This is a genomic window from Companilactobacillus keshanensis (genome assembly GCF_003946205.1).
Taxonomy (GTDB): domain Bacteria; phylum Bacillota; class Bacilli; order Lactobacillales; family Lactobacillaceae; genus Companilactobacillus; species Companilactobacillus keshanensis.
Genome location: NZ_RHOS01000009.1, coordinates 47,896 through 70,716 on the forward strand (window position 1 = coordinate 47,896; position 22,821 = coordinate 70,716).

The 22,821-nt window shown below is 35.0% G+C and carries 18 protein-coding genes; 6 read left to right on the forward strand and 12 right to left on the reverse strand.

Going from position 1 to position 22,821, the window contains the following annotated elements:
* Positions 1-84: 84 nt before the first annotated feature.
* Positions 85-981, forward strand: a complete 897-nt coding sequence (locus EKM64_RS06520) for a LysR family transcriptional regulator (protein WP_125676812.1) — start codon at positions 85-87, stop codon at positions 979-981.
* Positions 982-1,027: 46 nt separating this feature from the next.
* Here the strand turns inward: EKM64_RS06520 and EKM64_RS06525 are convergent, their stop codons facing one another.
* Both EKM64_RS06525 and EKM64_RS06530 read right to left on the reverse strand, forming a co-directional pair.
* Positions 1,028-2,155 carry a lactonase family protein gene (locus EKM64_RS06525; protein WP_125676814.1) on the reverse strand — a complete coding sequence of 376 codons (1,128 nt, stop codon included), beginning with the start codon at positions 2,153-2,155 and terminating at the stop codon, positions 1,028-1,030.
* Between the two features lie 24 nt (positions 2,156-2,179).
* Positions 2,180-3,397: a mandelate racemase/muconate lactonizing enzyme family protein gene (locus tag EKM64_RS06530; protein ID WP_125676816.1), complete on the reverse strand. Its 1,218-nt coding sequence runs from the start codon at positions 3,395-3,397 to the stop codon at positions 2,180-2,182.
* 355 nt (positions 3,398-3,752) lie between these two features.
* Here EKM64_RS06530 and EKM64_RS06535 point away from each other — a divergent pair, with 355 nt between their 5' ends.
* The 3 genes from EKM64_RS06535 (at position 3,753) to EKM64_RS06545 (ending at position 7,594) form a co-directional block, all read left to right on the forward strand.
* Positions 3,753-4,730, forward strand: a complete 978-nt coding sequence (locus EKM64_RS06535) for a hydroxyacid dehydrogenase (protein WP_125676819.1) — start codon at positions 3,753-3,755, stop codon at positions 4,728-4,730.
* Positions 4,731-4,761: 31 nt separating this feature from the next.
* A complete protein-coding gene (locus tag EKM64_RS06540) occupies positions 4,762-6,159 on the forward strand; it encodes an SLC13 family permease (RefSeq protein WP_125676821.1) in 1,398 nt (465 codons plus the stop codon).
* A 97-nt stretch (positions 6,160-6,256) separates the two neighbouring features.
* Positions 6,257-7,594, forward strand: a complete 1,338-nt coding sequence (locus EKM64_RS06545) for a gluconate:H+ symporter (protein ID WP_125676823.1) — start codon at positions 6,257-6,259, stop codon at positions 7,592-7,594.
* 215 nt (positions 7,595-7,809) lie between these two features.
* Here EKM64_RS06545 and EKM64_RS06550 read toward each other — a convergent pair whose 3' ends face one another.
* On the reverse strand, positions 7,810-8,805 hold the full coding sequence (locus EKM64_RS06550; protein WP_125676825.1) for a zinc-binding alcohol dehydrogenase family protein: 996 nt from the start codon (positions 8,803-8,805) through the stop codon (positions 7,810-7,812).
* 221 nt (positions 8,806-9,026) lie between these two features.
* Here EKM64_RS06550 and EKM64_RS06555 point away from each other — a divergent pair, with 221 nt between their 5' ends.
* A complete protein-coding gene (locus EKM64_RS06555) occupies positions 9,027-10,652 on the forward strand; it encodes a bifunctional aspartate transaminase/aspartate 4-decarboxylase (RefSeq protein ID WP_125676827.1) in 1,626 nt (541 codons plus the stop codon).
* Positions 10,653-10,890: 238 nt separating this feature from the next.
* Here EKM64_RS06555 and EKM64_RS06560 read toward each other — a convergent pair whose 3' ends face one another.
* The 4 genes from EKM64_RS06560 to EKM64_RS06570 all read right to left on the reverse strand — a co-directional run bounded on the left by EKM64_RS06560 (position 10,891) and on the right by EKM64_RS06570 (position 14,918).
* A complete protein-coding gene (locus EKM64_RS06560) occupies positions 10,891-12,237 on the reverse strand; it encodes an NCS2 family permease (RefSeq protein ID WP_125676830.1) in 1,347 nt (448 codons plus the stop codon).
* 219 nt (positions 12,238-12,456) lie between these two features.
* Positions 12,457-12,582 (reverse strand): hypothetical protein, encoded by a 126-nt coding sequence (locus tag EKM64_RS11645; RefSeq protein WP_263852831.1) that lies wholly within the window; start codon positions 12,580-12,582, stop codon positions 12,457-12,459.
* Positions 12,583-12,602: 20 nt separating this feature from the next.
* Positions 12,603-14,684, reverse strand: a complete 2,082-nt coding sequence (locus tag EKM64_RS06565; protein WP_125676832.1) for an AAA family ATPase — start codon at positions 14,682-14,684, stop codon at positions 12,603-12,605.
* A 12-nt stretch (positions 14,685-14,696) separates the two neighbouring features.
* Positions 14,697-14,918, reverse strand: a complete 222-nt coding sequence (locus tag EKM64_RS06570) for a transcriptional regulator (RefSeq protein WP_125676834.1) — start codon at positions 14,916-14,918, stop codon at positions 14,697-14,699.
* Positions 14,919-15,052: 134 nt separating this feature from the next.
* On the opposite strand from EKM64_RS06570, the gene EKM64_RS06575 reads away from it, so the two are divergent.
* Positions 15,053-16,762, forward strand: a complete 1,710-nt coding sequence (locus EKM64_RS06575; protein WP_125676836.1) for a DUF6792 domain-containing protein — start codon at positions 15,053-15,055, stop codon at positions 16,760-16,762.
* Positions 16,763-16,850: 88 nt separating this feature from the next.
* On the opposite strand, the gene EKM64_RS11540 is transcribed toward EKM64_RS06575, so the two are convergent.
* From EKM64_RS11540 to EKM64_RS06600, 5 genes are all read right to left on the reverse strand, one after another.
* Entirely contained in the window at positions 16,851-18,308 is a 1,458-nt protein-coding gene (locus EKM64_RS11540) for an SLAP domain-containing protein (RefSeq protein WP_125676838.1), read from the reverse strand.
* A gap of 126 nt (positions 18,309-18,434) precedes the next feature.
* Positions 18,435-19,061, reverse strand: coding sequence for a TetR/AcrR family transcriptional regulator (locus EKM64_RS06585; RefSeq protein ID WP_125676840.1), 627 nt, complete (start codon positions 19,059-19,061; stop codon positions 18,435-18,437).
* Positions 19,062-19,071: 10 nt separating this feature from the next.
* Entirely contained in the window at positions 19,072-20,439 is a 1,368-nt protein-coding gene (locus EKM64_RS06590) for an Nramp family divalent metal transporter (RefSeq protein ID WP_125676842.1), read from the reverse strand.
* A 348-nt stretch (positions 20,440-20,787) separates the two neighbouring features.
* A complete protein-coding gene (locus tag EKM64_RS06595; RefSeq protein WP_125676844.1) occupies positions 20,788-22,128 on the reverse strand; it encodes a glucose-6-phosphate isomerase in 1,341 nt (446 codons plus the stop codon).
* 53 nt (positions 22,129-22,181) lie between these two features.
* Complete coding sequence (locus EKM64_RS06600) at positions 22,182-22,799, reverse strand: VanZ family protein (RefSeq protein ID WP_125676846.1); 618 nt, start codon at positions 22,797-22,799, stop codon at positions 22,182-22,184.
* Between the last annotated feature and the right edge of the window lie 22 nt (positions 22,800-22,821).

Here is a 22,821-nt window from a genome sequence, read left to right on the forward strand (position 1 = left end):
GACGTATGATGAACCAAAGGTACACACAAAGCTTAGTGTATAATAAATATCACTAAGTATAGTTAAAATTTAGGGGCTGAAAATATGGATATAAACAAATTGAAAACTTTTTTGAACGTATCTAGATCGGGTAGTTTTAAATCTGCCGCTGAAAAACTATTTCTTTCTCCAAGAGCTGTTTCAAAGCAAATGGATCAAATTGAAAGTGAACTGGGAGTGGAATTATTCACTCGAAACAAAAATAGTACAGAATTAAATGCTACCGGAAAACAATTCATTGTCACTGCTCAAGATATCGTCAACAGTTATAATGATGCTCTAACTAGGATCAAGACAGTCGATGAAACTCCTAAAGACAAGCTTGAAATTGGTTTTTCATCTATGAATCAAGCAACCATACTACAAACGACATTTCTTCCTTTTCTAACCAAACATCCCAATATTGAGATCGAACTCAAAGAAGAAAGCGGAAAACGTTTAGTACATTTGGTAGAACGCAATGCCATCGATTTCGCTGTTACACCCTATTACGCTCTGGACAATGAATTTGATGGTTATGAAACCGTGAAATTCATCAAGTTAACTGAAGGTGAACTAACTTTAGGAGTTAGTCGTATGAACCCTTTGAGCGACGCTGATTCTATCAGTTTAAGTAAAATTAAAGATATGAAACTTCTATATTACAGTTCATCAGATTCAATTTATTTACGAGATGTTTTCTTTAACAAGTTTGCTGGTTATTTTAAAAAGGAACAGATCAGTCGAGTTTCTTCTCTAGAGCAAAGGGATATGCTGGTGGCGTCAAATAACGGTATAGGATTTTATCCAAGTCCTTTAGTCACCAAAGAAAAATCTCAAAATCCTATGATCAAATACCTCAAGATAAACGATGATGTGAATAAATATTATGCTTCAATTTTCCTATATAATAAGAATAATAAGAATCCTATTCTAAAAAAATTAATAGACAAATTATCTTAATAGATAATGGTGATATTTGAAGAAAATTTCAGATATCACCATTTTTTTAACGCAAGAAGTCCGTTGCTTCTAGAACACGTACACAAGCATCATGTTTAATATTCTTCTGAGCAACAGTTAAATAACCACTTTCTGTATCACGTTTGTAAAGAATCAAATCGTTGGTATTTTGGTTTGCACAGAGCAAATAATCATCGTTATGGCTCAAACTAAAGTCACGTGGAAAAACACCTTCTGTTTTAATTTGTTGAATCTTTTCAAGATGTTTTCCACCATCAATAACCTTATAAACTGTTAAAGAATTATGACCACGATTTGAAATATAAAGAAATTTTTCATCTGATGTCAATCTAATAGCGGCTGAGCCATTATGTCCAACATAACCTTCAGGAATATTGGAATAATCGGCAATACGTGCTAATGTACCCGTCTTTGAATCATATTTAACAACTCCAACACGACTTGATAATTCTCCTAAAACATAAATATAGTTACTATTTTTAGCAATTGCCAATTGACGTGGTCCAAAACCTGGTTTTGTATCAAACTCTGAAACGAGCGTTATTTCAGCATTATCAAAATTCACATCATAAATAAATAGTTTGTCACATCCTAATCCACAGACCATTAATCTACCATCTGGTAATTGTCTTGCAAAGTGAATATGTGCATGATCTTGTTCAACTAATGGACCATTACCTTCAATTGGATAAGTATGACTGTCGGTTATTTTATAATTATCGTCCATCTTATATGTATGAATTGCATTGGTATTGTAATTCGCAGCAAATAATACTTTGTGTTTCGTATCGATTGAGATATATGAAGGAACCGTATAAGGTAATTCATTCCAGAAATATAAGTTCTTAGCTGCATCGTATGCTTCATATGAACCATGTTTCTTTGGCAAATAACTTTCGGAAATCAACTTGCCAGTTTTAACATCAATGACACCCACTCCACCTTGATTATTATCTTTGGTCAAAACCGTAGCGATTTTTTGATCCTCACCTGACAAATTAAAAAACGCAGGATTTTCAACTTTTGCCAATAAACTTATATCTGTTATTTCTCCTTTATCAGTATCCAAAGTCGCCGTGTAAACACCATTTGACTGATTATTGGGAGTGTAATTATCCTCAGTATATCCACCTAAAATAAACTTATCTAACATTATTAAATGCCTCCATTTATATTATTATTTGATAGTTACCATCTTGCATTTGGCAATAACTTCCGGTTTCAATTCTTGTCCAATACCAGGACGATCAGGAATATCAATGAATCCATTGACTGGCTGATAATCATCATATAGGCATGTTGCACGATCTTTAGCATTGATTGCACGTTGATAAACTTCATGGATCAAGAAATTAGGAATCACCGCTTCAACCTGTAAAGCGGCGGCAATTGCAATAGGACCACCACAAACATGAACTTGAGCATTAATATCATATGTATATGCCATATCACAGATTTTTTTAGCCTCAGAAATACCACCTGCTAGACATAAATCAGGTTGAGCAACCTTAATAGAACGGTCTTCGAAGAATTTACGAAATCCAAAACGAGTAAAGACACGCTCACCCGCAGCGATAGGAATATTGACTTTCTGTGAAACTTCCAATGTATTATCGGAATTTAAGGTACTTACTGGTTCCTCATAATAAAGAATATTTAAATCCTCTAATGCCTGACCAATTTTGATAGCAGAAGTTGTATCAGAGTTTGCATGCATATCAATAATGATATCCATATCATCCCCACCAGCTTCACGCATTGCCTTAACACGGTTATATGCTACGTCAATTACATGTTTTGAAACGGTACCTTTAGTAATCCATTGCCCACCACCATCTGGTTGATCACTGAGCATTATTGGATCAAATTTCAAAGCATCATAACCTTCTGATCTAACTTTTTTGGTAACCTCGGCATAATCTTCCGGTGTAATTAATTTCAATTTTTCAATATGTTCACCCCAGTTATACTGAAGTTGACTTGCGTAGGCTCTCAAATGGTCATTAGTTTTTCCACCAAGAATTTCATAGGTAGGAGTATTGTAATATTTACCCTTTATATCCCAAAGCGCAATATCAATTGCACTAATAGCGGCATCTACAACAACTCCTCCAGCAATTCCCCAATAAGTAGTTGTTAATAATTTATCCCAGATTTTTTCAATATTTAGTGGATCCTCTCCGATAATTACTTCACTGAAATCCTGAAGCATACCGAATCCTCCACGCCAACCTTTTCCATAAGCCAATCCGGCTTCACCAAAACCTGAAATACCTTTATCAGTATTAATTCTAATTACTAATGGACACCAATCTTCCTTTGAACCTTGTCCATTACCACTAAAACTAGGATCTTCACTTGGAACCTTCATAATATCTACACTAATAATTTTCATTTTCATCCTCCGTTCTCATTTACGATTGCGGTAACCGTTTACAGTTTTGATTATAGTTAAAAGTTTCACTAGTTCACAGTTCCTACTCATTCCCCTGGTGAACCTTTTATGTATCTAGACCAGATGATTTTTACTTTTGTGATTTCATTAAACTACTGACAAACCGCCAACGCTCCTATATTAGGAGCTTTTTTATTTTCATAAATAATTTTCACATAGCATATTTAGTCCGTCAGGTGTCCATTCCGTAACTGTGGGTTAGTGAATTTGTTAACTATAATGATATTTGAAAGCGATCCATAGTTTAAAGAATCATCGCTACATAAAAAAAGAATTTTATTGGGAGGATCATATTATGAAGAAAGTTCTATTGAGTGAAAAAATCGATGACAAAGGAATTCAGCTTTTAAAGGATAATGGATTCAAGGTTACGGTTTCTGCCGATACTGACTTTGAGACTATGAAAAAAGAAATCGCGGATGCATACGCGGTCATCATGCGTTCATCGGAATTACCAGCAGAAGTTATCGATGCTGGTAAAGAATTAAAAATAATTTCAAGAAATGGTACTGGTATTAATAATGTTGACGTCAATGAAGCCACTAAGAAAAATATTATGGTGGCAAAAGTTAATGGTGCTAACGCTTTTTCCGTTGCCGAATACGTTATTACTACTATGTTGATGTTGAATCGGAAAATTATGTCCGCCGATAAACTTATCCACAACAAAAAAGAGGAACTAGCAACTGACGGATCTCTACCCGGTTTCTCTACTAAATACAATTTAAATGGTAACCAATTAAAGGATAAGACTTTAGCAATTTTAGGTTTAGGTAAAATAGGTCAAGTTTTAGTAAAGCTAGCTGAAGCTTTCGGAATGAATGTTGTAGGTTACGATCCATATATTAAGGATTCACCCGTTAAACTTTATGATAATTTGGCAGATATTTATAAGGTTGCTGATTTCTTATCAATCAACATGCCATTAACACCAGAAACAAAAAACATGATCACATTAAAAGAATTAAAAACAATGAAGAAAAATACCTTTATTATTAATTCTGCCCGTGGAGGGATCATTAATGAAATTGATCTTGCACAAGCTCTAAATAATGATGTAATTGCAGGGGCTGCGCTAGATTCATTCAATCCAGAACCTCCAGCACCAGATAACCCCTTGTTTACAAGTAAAAATACTATTCTAACATCACACTTGGCCGGAACTACTGTTGAGGCTAACCAAGCATTAGGATTAGGTGCAGCACAAGCAATCATTGATTTTTCAAACGGTAAAACACCCGAATTTCCAGTTAATGCAAAGGATTTGAAATAATTATTTATTCATAAAAAGGAGATTTTCCATTATGAAACATAAGAAAACTATTGCCGGCATTATCGGAATAATCTTAGGAGTAATTATTGCCTTCTTTATCCCAACACCAGATGGGTTGACCCACGCCGGAATGATCGTATTGGCATCACTTGTTACAGCAAATATTTTTTGGATTTTTAATGTTATTCCAAGCTTTGCAACTGGCTTACTAATGCTGTCTTCGTGGGTCGTATTAGGAGCCGTAAAATTTGAAGTTTCATTTGCTATTTTCTCAAGCACCACCATGTGGATCATTATTGGTGGTTTAGGACTAGGTGCCGCTGCTACTAAAACGGGACTTATCAAACGGATTGCTTTAAAAATCATGACCTATTTTCCAGCCAATTTTAGGGGTCAGACTTTGGCCTTATTCACGGCCGGAACTATCGTTGCACCAATGATCCCTAGTGCCCACCCAAAGGCCGCTATGAGTACACCAATTGCTAAAGGTATTAGTAACGCTTTAGGGTATAAAGAATATGATAAAGGCAGTTCTGGTATTTTCTTAGCCGCTATGTGGGGATTTTTTGTTACTGAAGCCAGTTTTTTGAGTGCTACTGCTCAAAATTATGCCTTCAAAGGGCTTATTCCCGCCAGTGCTCAGAAAGTATTGAGTTGGGGAAACTGGTTTGTCATGATGATTCCTTGGACAATTATTATTTTGGTTGGTGGTTATTTCTTACTAAGATTTTTGTTTAAGCCTAAAGATGACAAACCTATCTCAAAAGAATTCATTTCTAAACAATTAAATGAATTAGGACCTATGTCTCGTGATGAAAAAATCACTGCTGCTGTTATTCTTGTTTCCATTATCTTCTGGATCCTTGAATCAACTGTAAATATACCTGCTGCTGTAACAGCATTGATCGGTGTTAGTGTCTTGGTCGCTTGCAGAGTCCTTACACCAGATGACTTCAAGAATCGTTTGAGCTGGAGTACGATTATTTTCATTGGTACTGTAATGGCCTTAGGTAACGTAATGCAATCTGCAGGTTTGACTACTTGGCTACGTACTGTTTTGCAACCAGTTATCAGTCCAATTATTGGTAATGTTTATATTACAGTTATTGCTTTACCTATCATTATTTACCTATGTAAGTTTGTCGTTGTTTCTTTGATCTCAACTGGTACTTTGATAACGATCGGTTTATTGCCATTCTTTAGTACTATGAGCTTTAGTCCTGCAATTATCGCTATTATTGTTACAACTAGTGTCAATGTTTGGTTGCTATCTTACATGAACGCACCGTTCTTAACAGGTGGTGCAGCTGTAAATAATAGCATGGTTTCAAGATCCGCTATGGCCAAATCATCAATTGGTTATATGCTGATAAATATTGTTGGTTTACTAGTTTGTGTCCCACTTTGGCAAGTTATGGGAATTGCTTAAAATTCAAGAAAAGGGAATGCATTATGCAGTCCCTTTTCTTTTAAAAAGATATGTGAAATAAATCACTTTCCATAGAGGATAGAAAGGAGGATTTATTATGTCTATATACATTATGTTATTTGGTGTTTTAATCTTATTCTTCTTGATTATTAAATTAAAACTAAATACTTTCTTTTCATTAGTAATAGTTTCAGTCATCGTGGGGTTATTCTTGGGAATACCCTACACAAAGTTGCCAAGCGTTATCGAGCAAGGGATCGGTGATCAAGTTGGACATTTGATAATAATCTTTGGATTAGGATCAATGCTTGGTATGTTGATATCGGACTCTGGAGCCGGAATTTCAATTGCCAATACATTTACAAAAAAAATAGGACGTAAATATATTGTCTGGGCAGTTGTCTTAACCTCATTTATAATTGGTTTAGCGCTCTTCTTTGAAGTAGGTTTAGTGATCCTATTACCAATTATTTTCGTTATTGCGGAAGAATTAAATGTTGCTTTTTTGTATTTAGCACTTCCTATGGCCGTATCTTTGAACGTGGCTCACGCTTTTCTTCCACCACATCCCGCTCCAACAACCGTTGCTGAAATATTAGGAGCACCTATTGGACACGTTATCTTGTTGGGGATATTAGCAGCCGTTCCCGTAACTATTTTAATGGGACCTGTCTACAATCATTTTTTAAAGAAAATTTATCCAAAAGTTTATCGCAAACATATCAAAATTCCTTCATTGGGTAATATTAAAACTCATGCTAAAAATGATAATATACCTCGTTTTTCAATTAGTATTTTAACAGCAACCATGCCTTTAATATTGATTATTCTAGCGACTATTTTCAAATATATTTTACCCGAAAACAATCCTATCAATATTTGTATTCAATTCATCGGCAATCCAGATATAGCCATGATATTATCATTACTACTTGCTATCTATACTCTGGGAATTGCTCAAAAAACACCTATGAAGCAAATTGGAATAACTATGGAAACTGCCATCAAGCAAATTTCCATGATGCTCTTAATTATCGGTGGTGCTGGTGCTTTTAAACAAGTTTTGATCAGTGGTGGAGTTTCTAAAGATGTTTCTAGTCTATTCATAAATTCTAATTTCCCAGTTTTGATCGCGGCTTGGATAATTCCGGCTGCCCTCCACTTCTGTCTGGGTTCAACTACCGTTGCTGCCTTGACCGGTGCTGGTTTAGTTGCCCCATTAGTCGCCAGTTCCGCTATCAATCCCGCTTTGATGGTTCTAGCAGTCGGTGCAGGATCGGTCTTTTGTGATCACGTTAACGGAGCCGGGTTTTGGATGATCAAACAGTATTTTGGACTATCACTAAAAGAAACAATTCTTACTTGGACATTGTTGTCAATGGCAATGTCAGTCACTGGATTAATCGTCGTATTATTATTATCATTGATTTTTTAAAATTAACTTCTAAAATACAATTTAAAATGCATGATCTGAATTTACATTCAGATCATGCATTTTTGAATCCTTATACAAATTATTTATTTAACAGGTAGTGCTACCAATATTGCTAGATCCGGTAAAATAAACGATGTTCCCATGTGGACGAGTCGCTTGGATCACGGGCAAGTTCCTACCAACGCCGGTAATAACCGTAATAGCACTGACTAACACTACACATTATTTACCAAAGTTATCTTTCCCACATTATGACCTGTTTGTAATAATTTCAAAGCCTTATTCAAATTATCAGCATTTATGCCTTCAATTGTTTCAGTATCAATTCTTCTCAAAATACCACTGTCGATCAGATCAGTTATCTTATTTAATATTCTGCCTTGCGTAGAAACACGATAATCCTCAGCAGCTTTGGTAAACATCAGCTCCCAATCAAATGATAAGGATTTTTTCTGCATAGATGTGATATCTAGCGGACCATTTACCCCGACAATTGTTCCAATATGACCAAATGGCTTAGTTAATCTGATCATCTCACTCAAATAACTACTAATGTCATAGAAACAAACTGTTGCATCAAAACTACTATCATTCAGATTTTGCAAAGAATTGTTGCTGTCCGCATGATAATCGATTGGATGGTCAACACCATGTGACTTCAACCAAGAAAAATTTTTTGGACTCGAAGTAGCATAGACACTCAATCCGGCCCACTTCGCCAGTTGACTGGCGATAGAGCCAACACCACCCGCACCATTAATGATCAGAATTTTTTTACCTTTATTAGCGTTTTCCTCTGAAACAAATTTAAATTTTTCAAATAGCATTTCATAAGCTGTCAAACTTACCAATGGAAAACCAACTGCCTGTGCTTCAGTTAATTTCTTTGGCATACGGGCAACTATTCTTGAATCTATCAATTGTTTCTCTTGAAAACTACCAGCTCTTAGATTACTACCAGCATAGTAAACTACATCACCTACTTCAAAATCATCCACTTGCTCGCCTTTTTCCAAAATAGTTCCAAGTCCATCGTAACCAACGACCTTAGGTCGTAACGGATTTAAATGTTCTACCTTTCTTGCATCAGCTGGATTGATTGATGCCGCCTGAACTTTTACTAATAAATCCAATCCTTTAACTTCTTGTCCACTTTCAACATCATCGACAAACTCATGATGCTCTATTTTAACTACTCTTCTCTTTGACAAATTGATCACTTCCTAACTATATTGTACCAAAAATCAAATTATAATAAAAAATATGAAACGTAACAGTAGACATATGTTCAGTATTTAAAGAAATTAAAGCGATTACAACGATTTATTGTATTTGTCGTGATTTTTTTCACATTTAAGACAAATTTTAGTATCTTTTTTGCTATTTACCGTTACAATAAAATTGATAGAAAGTATTTAGCAGGAGGATACTAATGAAAGTTTCTGAAGAAAAAAGGCTTGAAGATTTAGAATCATTTGTTATTAGCAGCAAAATGACTTCACTAGCTAAGGAGAATGCCAAAAATAACATTTTCTTAGATGCTGGTCGTGGTAACCCGAACTGGATCAACAAAAAGGCCCGGCTCGCCTTTAATCGCTTAGTTGAATTCGGAATTATTGAATCAGAGCGTACTATTAACAAAGGTGATTTGGCTGGATATACTGAACAGCATGGTATGCGACAACGTTTCGAAGCTTTTCTAAGACCTGAAGAATATAAAATTGACGACTTCTGGTTAAGCATTTTGGATTACGTTCGTGACGATATGAAACTAAACCAAGACGAAGTGATCAAGGAATTGGTCGACGGTGCTATTGGTAATAACTATCCCCTACCCGCTCGTTGTTTGAGAAATACCGAAAAAATTATTAATCAATATTTACAGACTACACTTTACAATGGTGTTGATTTGAAGGATGAGACCAGTATATTTACTACCGAAGGCGGGACTGCCGCAATCGTCTACATTTTTAATACGTTACGCGAAAACAAATTGATCCATTATGGTGATAAGATAGCGATCAATACGCCTATCTTTACTCCTTACATTGAAATCCCCACTTTAAATGATTATCAAATGGTTGAAGTGGATTTAAATTCTGATGCTTCAAATAACTGGGAAATTGCCCCCGGAGAAATCGATAAATTACTAGATCCTTCTATTAAATTATTTGTTGTGGTCAATCCAAGTAATCCCGGTTCTAAGGCCTTTAGTCAAAAGGACCTTGCTGAAATAAAAGAGGTTATCAAGAAACGTCCTGACCTGATGATCGTAACTGACGATGTCTATGGTACCTTTGTCGAAAACTTTCAAACTTTGTACAGTGTAGTACCAGATAATACGTTATTAGTTTATTCATTCTCAAAATTATTCGGGGCAACTGGCTGGCGTTTAGGATTAGTAGCCGCACATGAAGATAATGTTTTTGATAAGCTTATTTCAAAATTACCGGCTAAGGATAAAAAAGAACTCGATAAACGATATGGTTCCGTAGAATTTGACCCATCCAAAATGAAATTTATCGATCGACTAGTTGCTGACTCGCGTTCAATAAGTCTCTATCACACTGCTGGATTATCGACACCGCAACAGATAATGGAAGATCTATTCAGTTTGACTCACCTAGTTAACAAAAATCAAACCGATTCATACATCGAAACTTCCAAGAGAATCGTTGGCAAACGTTATACAGATTTGCACGATTCTCTAAACTATCCTAAAGATGAAAGCGATGATAACTCTAAATACTACTCGATCATCGATATTTATAATGTCGCAGAGCGTAAATACGGTAAAGAATTCCGTAACTATTTGGAGAATAATTTTGAGCAACTAGATTTCTTAGTAAATCTTGCTCAAAAGAATGGTGTTGTTTTGATGGATGGTGTTGGATTTGGTACACATCCGGGATGTTTACGTGTTTCCCAGGCCAATTTACCAACTGAAGATTACCGTCTGATCGGTAATCAAGTTATGCAATTATTAGCAGATTATCATAAACAATTCATTGAACATAAGGTCAAAACCAGTAACGAATTTCTAGCTTCTAAAAGATAAATTTTAAAAATATATAATCACAAAGTTAAATGTTTTAAATAACTTTTATGCTTAAGGAACACATTTAGAATTAACTAATTTAGCACTAGTTGAATAGAATCAGTTGGAGATGCCTTCAACAAACAGCATCTTTAAATAACTCTTAAACAGGTAATTGACAAACCAAAAATAAGACAAGCAGTCCAAAATCGATTGCTTGTCTTATTTTTTTATTCATTTAGAAAATTTCAAGATCTCTTTAAGAATGTGGCAAAACATTAATAATATAAAGCAACAATGCGAAGACAAAGAACAAACCATACATGATTCCATTAACTTCTTTTCTTCTACCAGCTGCGATCATTGTTAATGGATAAGCTAAGAATCCAAAGGCAATACCGTATGTGATGTTATATGTAAGCGGCATTGCTAGGACAGTCAAGAATGCCGGTAAAGCAATCTCGAACTTTTCCCAGTGGATACCCTTCATTGATTGTGCCATTAAAGCCCCAACAATAATTAGAACTGGGGCCGTTACATTCGATGTAACAACTGTCAAAAGTGGTGAGAAGAACATTGAAATTGCAAACAATACTCCAACTACTATTGAAGTTAATCCAGTTCTACCACCAATTGCAATACCTGCACTTGATTCAACATAAGCAGTTGGAGGTGTTGTACCCATGATGGCTCCACTGACCATTGAAATAGAATCCGCCATCAGAGCACGCCCAATTCTTGGCATCTTACCATTTTTCATCAAGTGTGCCTGTTCAGCTAATCCTATCAAAGTACCGGCAGTATCAAAGAACGCTACCAGTAAGAAAATGATAACAACGGCCCAAAGTTGTGGTTGTTTAATATCGCCAACATGTGCAATACCAACGCCGAAAGTTGGCTTCAAACTAGGAATACCAGAAACAATATGACTTGGTAATGGAATAAGCTTTGTAGCCAATCCGGCAATTGTAGTAAAGACCATACCGATGAAGATAGCGCCCGGAACTTTGCGACACATAAGTCCAGCCGTAACGATCAATCCGGCAATTGTTAATAGTGTCGTTGGATTCGTGAATGAACCGATCTCAACTAATGATGACTTACTAGCTTCGATCAATCCCCCACCTTGTAAACCGACAAAGGCAATAAATAGTCCTAATCCAGCTGAAACAGCTAATTTTAAATCTTGCGGAATTGAGTTAATAACCAATTCACGTAATTTTAATAACGAAATAATCAAGAAAATTATACTGGCAACAAAAACTCCTGCCATCGCTGTCTGCCAAGGAATCCCCATAGCAATAACAACTGAATAACTGAAGAAGGCATTATCACCTAATCCTGGTGCAATAGCAATCGGATAATTTGCTAAGATCCCCATCAAAACTGACCCGATCACACCAGTTAATGCGGTTGCCGTGAACAAAGCACCCTTATCCATACCTGATGCCCCTAAAACTTGTGGATTAACAAACAAAATGTATGCCATTGATACAAATGTCGTCAACCCTGCTAGAAACTCACGCTTGATCGTAGTTCCAGCCTGATTAAGATGAAATAGTCGTTCAATAAAGCTTAAATTTTTTTCATCATTTAATGATTCCAAAATAAACGCCCCCGAAGAAAGATTACGAACTTATCTAGTATTACAGAAACATTTTGATTTTTCAAGACAATTAGAAACATTTATTACATAATTATAATTATAGTTCGTGTTTTACTGAACATTACCTCAGATTGCCCTCAAAAAAAGACATCCTACGCTGTTTGTAAGATGTCTTAATTTTTTAAATCATTTTTTCAGAAAGGATGATTATCCTTCTTACTATCTTTGTTTCAATTTATTAACGGCTTCTTGAATCGTTCTACCGTTCTCAAAAACATTCGAATCATTCTTGTCCACAGCCGTAAATAATTGATCTTTTAAATCTAATAAAATTCGATACTTCACGATCAATTACCTCCTTAGGACTATTTTTTTACAATTTTAACAGTTCCATCGACTAATTCGGCCTTGAGATCCTTAACATCCAAGTTATCCAAATAAAATTCTGCGACTTTATCTCTGATCTGTTGCTCGATAACTCTTCTCAATGGTCTAGCACCCATAGCCTCATCGTATCCTTCATCGATCAGCCATTCTTTTGCTTCAGGTGTAACTTCCAAAGTAATCTGCTTCTTGGCTAAGTTCTTATTCACATCATCCAACATTAGATCGACAATTTGATTCAAATCTGTTTTAGAAAGATGTGTAAACTCAACTATACCATTGAATCTATTTAGAAATTCAGGACGGAAGTACGGTGCTAATTTATCCATTAGTTTTTCATCTTTAATAGCCTTTTCACCGAAGCCTGCATTGGATGTAGCAATAATGATCGTATTCTTGAAATCAACCACATTACCTTGTCCATCGGTCAAACGTCCGTCATCCATAACTTGTAATAACAATGTCAAAACTTGTGGGTTAGCCTTTTCTATTTCATCAAGTAAAACAATGGAATATGGATTACGTCTTACTCGTTCCGTCAAAGTATTCCCATTGTCCTCATATCCAACATATCCAGCAGATGTACCAATTAACTTAGATACAGCAGTTAAGTCGGAATATTCACTCATATCCAAACGAACGATTGCATTCTTACTGCCAAACATGTCATTAGCTAATTGTTTTACAAGTTCTGTTTTACCAACACCAGTTGGACCAACAAATAGGAAACTTCCAATTGGACGATTTCCTTCATCAAATCCTGCACGGTTACGCCGAATAGCCCTGACGACCATATCAACGGCTTCATCTTGACCAATGACATGACCTTTCAATCTCTTGCCCATATCCTTTAATCTTTCGATATCACTAGCGCCCATCTGAGAAACAGGTACACCAGTTAATCTTTGAACTGATTCAGCAATATCATTGATTTTTGCCACTGGTTCTGTTGGATCATCATTATTTAGTTTCGCATTAATATCTTCGATCTGTTTCTTAAGATCAGCGGCCTTTTCAAACTCTTCATTCTTAGCGGCTTTTTCTTTGTTGATTTCTGCTTCTTTTAAAGATTTCTCAAGACTGACCTTATCAGTTACAGGATGCTTAGCTGCCAAATGTGCAGCTGTCATATCGATCAAATCAATGGCTTTATCAGGAAGTGATCTCTGAGGGATATATTGAATCGAGTAATCCACGGCGGCCTTTAAAACATCATCAGGTAACTTAACATTATGATGATTTTCGTATGCCTTACGCAATCCCTTCAAAATAGCCACAGTAGCTTCTTTGCTTGGTTCATTGATTGTTACATCGTTGAATCTTCTTGCTAACGCGGCATCTTTCATGATCGTATTACGATACTCATCTTGTGTTGTAGCACCAATTACGGCTAAATCTCCACGACTCAAAGCAGGTTTGATAATATCGGATAAGCCTTTACTACCAGCTTCTCCGCCAGCTGCACCTGTTCCAATGATTTGATGAATTTCATCAAAGAATAAAACAACATTTCCAGCTTTTTTAACTTCTTTGAGTAAATTTTGAACATTCTCTTCAAAGGAACCACGATATTGTGTACCCGCTTCAAGAGCTGATACATCAACTGAAATAATCTCTTTATCCTTGATAGTAGCCGGAACATCGCCTTTTACAATAGCCTGTGCTAATCCCTCAACAACAGCTGTTTTACCGACACCCGCGTCACCAACTAAAATTGGATTATTTTTGGTACGACGGCTCAAGATCTCAGCCGTTTCTTGAATTTCTTTATCACGACCAATGACGGGATCAAGTAAACCATCACGGGCTTCTTGTGTTAAATTACGTCCTAATTTATCTAATAGCTTACCGTTTCCGGCACCTTTACTGTCTGCTTTTTGCTCTTCAACCGGAACATTTTTACCAGCTGTGCGCATCTCTTGATATCTTGCTAATTCTTCAGGTGTCAATTCATGGCCGTTAACATAATACTTCGTACCGCCTTTTTGACCCATTAAACTGTTAAAGATATCGTCCATATCGTTATTTGAAAACAAATCGTCATCCCAAAATGATCTTGCCATACAATTGCCTCCTCACTTCAGATAATGTAACTCCAAATCACGTAAAACTCTCCACATCTCAATATCTTGCGCTTTGGCAATTGCCTCAATATCACGCAGATTAAGCGGAGTCGCGGAAGATTGGTCTTTGTTAAACGACTTATGCAGAGTGGTATAACCATACCCACTCTTCTTCGCTATGAAGTAGATTGTTAAGTGCTTATCCTCTAAGTACGATTTAATGTCTATTTCCATATCTCCAACCTCCACAAGTACATTATAGCACATCTGTGGCATGTTACAAATGTGAAGCATCACAGATATGACATATCTTTTTCCGTTATTATTTATCAAAATTTTGTTACACTGATATTAACAGAGGTGATCAAATGAAAGAATTACTTAAATCATTAGATAAATTAAATCGTATTTATGATCAATTTGACCTGTTAAATTTTCGAGCACATAAAGTAATACCACTGACTTTCAATAAAAAGGATAGTAAAAAATTATTACCTCAAAATAAACGGCTCTATTTCAGTTATTCATATCTTGATAAAGAAAAAACCAGATTAACTAATCTGATCCTTTCGCAAGCTATTGATTTAAAAGACCCATTATTTAAACAAAATAAAGAACTACATCCCGCATTGATCGATAAATCATTAAAATTAAAAAATATCGACGAAACACATAAAAAAGAGACCGCCGATTTACCCAATAGAAATCGTAAAATCAACAAGTTGAAACGCTTGATCACAATGATTGATGATGAAAATATTGGATTGTGTCAGGGATATCTAACGCAAATGAAAGTTCTTTTATATCAAAATAAAGACTCTCTATTTACTGAACGTACGAAAAAATATCAAGCAAAAGAATTACTTGATGACGTTGATTTTAGAATGAAAATCATGCAATTTGATTACGATCGTTACTTATATGAAGATTTCACACCAGAAAACTTTTTGAATTATCTGATTTTTGATAAAGTCCAAAGACACGCTAGTTTTATCAAATCATATGATGCGCGTGTTTTATTACCTGAAGCAGAACAATGTGGCTTTTCAGGTATCGCCTACGAAGTTGAAATAGATGGAATTCGTGAATGCTATGTTACTTTCAAGGGTACAGAAGCCGATATGGATTATACTGAAAACTCCCGAAGTAAACGTTTGGAAAAATTTTTGTTGGAAGGATATAAAGACTGGAATTATAACGTAAAGGCTATATTAGTTGGTACTTCTGAGGAGTTGGATCAATTAGTCATGGCTAGAAAATTCATTAGTTACTTACAGAAAAGCATTCAAGATAAATGCTTTATATATGGCCTAGGTCACTCCCTAGGTGGACATTTAGTCCAAACCTTACAACTAACCGATGATTGCTTTAAAGCCGGTTACACTTTAAATTCTGCCCCTGTGAACTTAAAGCAAGTGCAAGAAGTCACTCCAGACCTGTTTGATGAACAGATTTGGAACAAATTATTTAAATTGACAAATAAAAAAACCGTAACTAATATTCTTAATCGAGAAATCAAACAGTTGTTACCTAGAGAATATCCAGAGATAATCAACCAGAGTTTTGAACAGGATCTGACCCAAGTATTCTATGAGATACCATATACAATTTGGATCGGACAAAAGTGGGAATACAATCTTAATACTTGGAAATATCCATTCAAAAATCATCTGGCCTCGTATCTTACTGAAAATGAGATCCACTCTTATCAACACTTCTTTGCACAGCTATTCAATTACCTGCAAGATTCTACAACTGGACCACAAGTAATGCGTAATGCCCTAGGATTTATGCGCGCACGTGTTAAGATCCTCCAAGATGATATTGATAAACCAGAAACGGCTGAATTCTTCTATGACTATTCGAACTATCTTTATGAATCAGGAATATTCCTTGATCGACCGCAGGAAGTGACCGATGATTTTAATAAATCACAACCGACCATGTGGAAATCATCAAGACGAGAATGGCCATTTTTGAAGAGTTTAAATATGGATATGTTGGAATTGTCAGTCTACTTCCACATTATTTCCGGAGTTAAGTACTTCTTGAACCGCACACCTAATAAAATAGAATAACGAAAAAGCTGCTAATCAAAATGATTAACAGCTTTTATTGGGTTTTGTTGAGTTTTAAGCGTGAATATGAAGAATATATCAGGTAAATTTAACCTAGATCATTAGCGAATACCCATTCATTTGTTGAAACACGATAAGCAGTTTTACCATCGATCATTGTTCTTTTATCAGTTCTCCAATATGTATTGGGAGCTAGAGCACGGTTACTAACCATTTCACCGTTACTGTTGAAAAGATGCTTTGATATACCATTTGACGTTTTGATAGTTGTGTTACCTGCTTCGAATTCAAAAACATTGCTTGCTTTAACGAATTCATTTGTTGAAACGCCGTAGTATGTTTCACCGTTTAGAACCATTTTCTTATCTGTTACCCAGTCACTATTGATTGCAAGACCCCTATTAGCAACTCTCTTACCATCTTTTGAGTAAAGAGCAGATGGATTTTTAGTTGAGATCAAACCTTTAAAGGCAGTGATTTTTGCTGCAGTTAACTTAGCAACTTTTACTTCAATTATTGATTTATTATTATCAATTTTAATATTTTTAGATACACCCTTAGCCAATTCATAGCCTTCTGGAACTATTAATGACATGACTTGTCCATTTTTACCAGAAATATTAGATGTTTGAACCTTTTTCTTTGTTGTTTGATCTACAAAGTTAATTGTAGTTTTGTATGTCTTTTTATCTGTAACTGTTGGTTTAGTTGTTAAACCCGGTTTAGCAGGTGTACTAGAATCTTTTGGTTTTACAGTAACAACAACAATTCCATTAGCAATCGTAAGATTTTTAGTTAATTTATCAGATAATTCATATCCTTCGGGAATCTCAATTTGATCGATCAACATATAACGTTGTTCAGTGAGTACATCCTTAATTTCATAATTATTTATTTTTTCACCATTATTGGAATTTTCAATTTGATACTTTACGGTAATCGTTCTTGTTCCATCGATCTTAGGAACAACATGTACATCAATTGATCCATCTTTTTTAATTGTATAGGATTTCCCATTGTTTGAAGATAGCTTATAACCTGCTGGTGGTTGGACATTACTAATCATTACTTCTTTTGAATCATTTGAAACAGATACAGTCGTGTCATTCTTTAATTCTGTAGTATCATTTTTATCATCATTGATATAATTTATCATGATCGACTTATTTGTCTCTTTTTCAATTAGTTCTATTTCAACTACTTTATTACCTTTCTCTCCAGTAATTGAATATATGGATTTATCTTCTGCCAACTTATAACCAGTTAATTTAGTATTTTTACTATCATCAATTAATCCTTTAATTATGCTTTTACTAATAGCCGTTTCTGTACCCTGTACATATGTAGTAATAGGCGATCCTGTTTCAATTACTTTCCCTTTTGCATCTACAAATTTTAATGTAACCTTCACATCTTCGTTATTAACTACTTTTTGATTGGCTGTACCGTCAGCAGCTTGAACAACCAAACCTTGAATTGTACTTGGGTTTAACACCATGGCACTAAATAATAAACTAGTTATAACAAGGGACTTTGTTTTCTTCATAAAATCTCTCCTAAGTGTTTGATTATTTGTTACCAGATAATCATATTTCAGTATTGTTTATTTAATGTAAACCAAGTGTATTTTTGATGTAAATTTTCAGAAAACAAAAAGGATTTAAGCAAAATTTTAATTTTTGCCTAAATCCTTTTTTGCAATCAATCGAACCATCAAGCTGATCTCTGATTCAGTTAACTCTTTGACTTCTTTACTTATAACTTTATTATTCTTCAAAACCAACTCATCATAAAGTGATTTTTGAATAATTGAAATTATTATTCCAGTAGTATCTTCAAAGTTATTAACATCAATACTCAACAGATCTTTAATCAAATTCAATTCTTGAATTAATTTATTCTGAATGTTACTTAGGATTTCTAATAACCAATCGGATTGGCTATCACTCAATAATGGACGTTCTCTTATTGTGATCATAAAAGATCGATAACTATCTTCATCTTCAAAAATCAAACAAATACGTTCATACAAACCAATAATTTGTCGTTCTAAATCATATACTGTCTTAATTTCAGAAAACCAATCATCAATAACAACTGTTCTACTTTCTATGCCTTGATGAACGATCGTATCAAGTATTTCTCTTTTACCATCTGGAAAATAATAATAAAGTGAGCCATCAGAAATATCAGCTTTACGACTGATCTCCCGTGTTGTTGTTGCATCGTAACCTTGTTCAGAAAACATGCTTTGAGCAACTTTTATTATCTTATCTTTTTGAAGTTCACTTTTTTCCATAAGCTTGCTCCTACATTCCTGCTATTGTTTGAACGATTAGATAAATGTTTAAGATTATCAGAACAATTGTAGCAAACCATGCACTGTACTTGACCCACTTCTTGTTTATAAATTCACCCATCAATTTCTTATCACTGGTGAAAATAACTAGTGGAATAATTGCAAATGGTAATGCAACACTTAAGAATACTTGTGAGAATGTCAGTAAATTTTCAATTTTGGCTTCATTATCATGATAATAAATAGCGAAAATCAAAACTGGTGTAACTGACAAAAGTCTTGTTAAAAGACGTTGTGCCCATAAAGGCATCTTTAATCTGATGAAGCCTTCCATGATAATTTGCCCAGAAAGTGTACCTGTAATAGTTGAACTTTGTCCAGATGATAGCAAGGCAACAGCGAATAACATACTTAAAATAGGACTGGCAATCGCACCAACGACTTGCTTATTACTTAAAGCATTGAATAAATCAACAAAACGTCCTAAGTCACTATTTGTTCCGTAGAACAATGCAGCACCTAAAATCAAAAGTAAACTGTTAACTATGAAGGCAAGAAACAATTGAATATTTGAATCAATTGTTGAAAACTTGATTGCTTTAGCAATGTCCTTCTTATTCTCACGATCAACTTTTCTAGTTTGTGAAATTGATGATCCTAGATACAAATCATGAGGCATAACTGTAGCACCAACGATACCTAATGAAAGATAAAGCATTGATTTGTTAGTAATAATACTGCCGGCGGGAACATATCCACCAATAATACCTGAAACACTTGGTTTTGCTAAAAATACTTCGTATAAGAACACTAATAAAATAACTGCAACTAAGGTAGCAACGATAGCTTCAATTTTACGAAATCCTAATTTCATCAATAACAACAGGATCAAAACATCGGCCGCAGTAATCAAAATACCAACAATTAAGGGTATATTGAATAACAATTTAATAGCAATACCAGAACCAATAATTTCGGCAATATCAGTCGCCATGATAGCAAGTTCGGCAATGATCCACAAAATGAATCCGCCAACTTTAGAAGTTCTCTCTCTAGTTAACTGAGCAAGATCTTTTCCAGTTACGATACCTAACTTGGCTGACATTGACTGCAATAGCATCGCAATCAAACTGGAAATAAGTACAACTGACAAAAGTGTGTACTTGAATTGAGCACCACCAGCGATAGATGTGATCCAATTACCTGGGTCCATATAACCAACGGCAATCAAAACACCTGGGCCAGTAAAGGTCATCAATGTTCTCCAGAATCCAGCACCTTCTGGAACTTCAATGCTTCCATTAATTTCATCTAGACTCTTGTTATCAGCAGAGTTTGAGCTGACAAATTTCTTACTTGTTTCACTACCATTTTTCATAGCAGTACCTCTTTTCTATTGGTTTAGAAATTCGGCGATATATTATCATTTCAACTTATGACGTTATCTCCGTATTTTTCAGGGGAATTGAGCACACGATCAAGCTATACAGTGTACCTAGAACAATAAATATTGAATAATTTGAGCGTGCGCTCAATTGACCATTGATACTATATCACGATTTACTGCAAAATACAGTATTTTATTTTGTAAAACTAAAAAAAATTTTATAATAACTAAAAAAATTTCCCGAAGTTCTTTTGATTTATAAAACAATTTTTTATAAAAAAAGATGATAACCAAATTGGTCATCATCTTCAACAAACTATTTTTAATTTTAATTACGAATTATAGACGTTCGTTTAATTCTTTACCGAGTTCCTCAAAACCTGGTTTACCAAGCAATGCGAACATGTTCTTCTTGTATGCTTCAACACCTGGTTGGTTAAATGGATTAATTCCGTTCAAGTAACCAGAAATTCCAACAGCAATTTCGAAGAAGTAAATCAAGTAACCTAATGTGTAAGCATTTTGTTCTGGAATATGAACACTCATTACAGGAACGCCACCGTCAGTATGAGCAAGAACAACGCCTTCATAAGCACGCTTGTTTACGTAATCCATTGTCTTTCCTTCAAGATAACCAAGACCATCAAGATCCTTAGCTTCCTTAGGAATTTCAAGTTCAAAACGAGGTTTGTCGATCATGACAACTGTTTCCATCAAGTTACGACGACCCTCTTGGATATATTGACCTAATGAGTGAAGATCAGTTGAAAAGTTAGCTGATGATGGGAAGATACCCTTTTGGTCTTTACCTTCTGATTCACCCATCAATTGCTTCCACCATTCACCGAAGTATTGTAGGTTTGGTTCGTAGTTCTCAAGAAGTTCTGTTGTGTAACCTTTACGATACAAGATGTTTCTCAAAGCAGCATACTTGTAAGCTTCGTTCTTTGTAAGATCAGCTGATGAATAGTCACTACGTGCAGCAGCAGCACCCTCCATCAATTTATCAATGTCGACACCAGCAACGGCGATTGGCAATAGACCAACAGCTGTAAGAACTGAGAAACGGCCACCAATATCATCAGGAACAACGAATTCTTCATAGCCTTCTGCATCAGATTCACTCTTAAGAGCACCCTTAGCACGGTCAGTTGTAGCAAAGATACGTTCTTTTGCTCCTTCTTTACCATACTTTTCAACCAACTTAGCCTTCAAAATTCTGAATGCAATTGAAGGTTCTGTCGTTGTACCAGATTTTGAAATAACGTTAATACTGAAATCACGATCACCGATAACATCGATCAAGTCGGAAAGATAGTTAGGAGAAATTGAGTTACCTGCAAAGTAAACTTCTGGAACATCTTTACTGTTCTTAATGTTATAGAATGATGAGTTTAAGAAATCGACAGCAGCACGAGCGCCTAAGTACGAGCCACCGATACCAATTCCAACAAATACTTCTGAGTTAGATTGGATCTTTTTTGCAGCTTTCTTGATACGTGAAAATTCATCCTTGTCATAATCAACGGGTAAGTCGATAAAACCACGGAAGTCATTACCAGCACCAGTACCCTTACGTAATTCTTCGTCAGCAGCGTTTACAAGATTTTGCATTTCGCCAAGTTCATTTTCATGAATAAACTTGCTTAACTTAGAATCGTCAAATTTAATGTGTGTCATATTATTTCCTCCATATTCTTCAAAAACTAGATTAATCATTTTCGATGAAAATTTCAAATATTTATTCGTTTTTTTACTTTGAAACATATCCAATATAACAAATATCCGACAACGGTTCCAACCGTATTAAAGATAACATCATCGATATCTGTTACACCAGTATTAAGCACAAACTGCATGGCCTCAATTGATACAGAGATCAGCATCCCAGTTAAAATAACCTTGAAGAAACCTTTTTTAATATTAAGCGCTGGTAAGAAAAAGCCCATTGGGATGAACCAAAAAATATTTCCATAAAGATTATAAATAAAATCAACTAATGATTTCCCACCAACCAATTTTAAAGTCTCCACCATTGGTTTGATATTAATCTGCGATAATGGACGATGCCAGTAAAACTTAAATTGCCAAATAAAATAACCATCCCTAAAGACGGTCAACGCAAATAAGAGTAAAACATAGAAGGCAAAGACAACAATCCAGAATTCCTTGGCTGTCTTTGCCTTACGATGTTTGGCCTTAAGCCAAATAAATCTTAATATAATAAAAAATATCGTATATAATATAGCTTTGTCTATTGCATAGAAAGAAAGGCGAATCAATGGAAAATGATTAATTCGCATAGCATAGGTGTTCGCAATGTAGTTATATAATGGTCCTAAAAAAATCATTTTCTCATTCTCCTCCCATTTT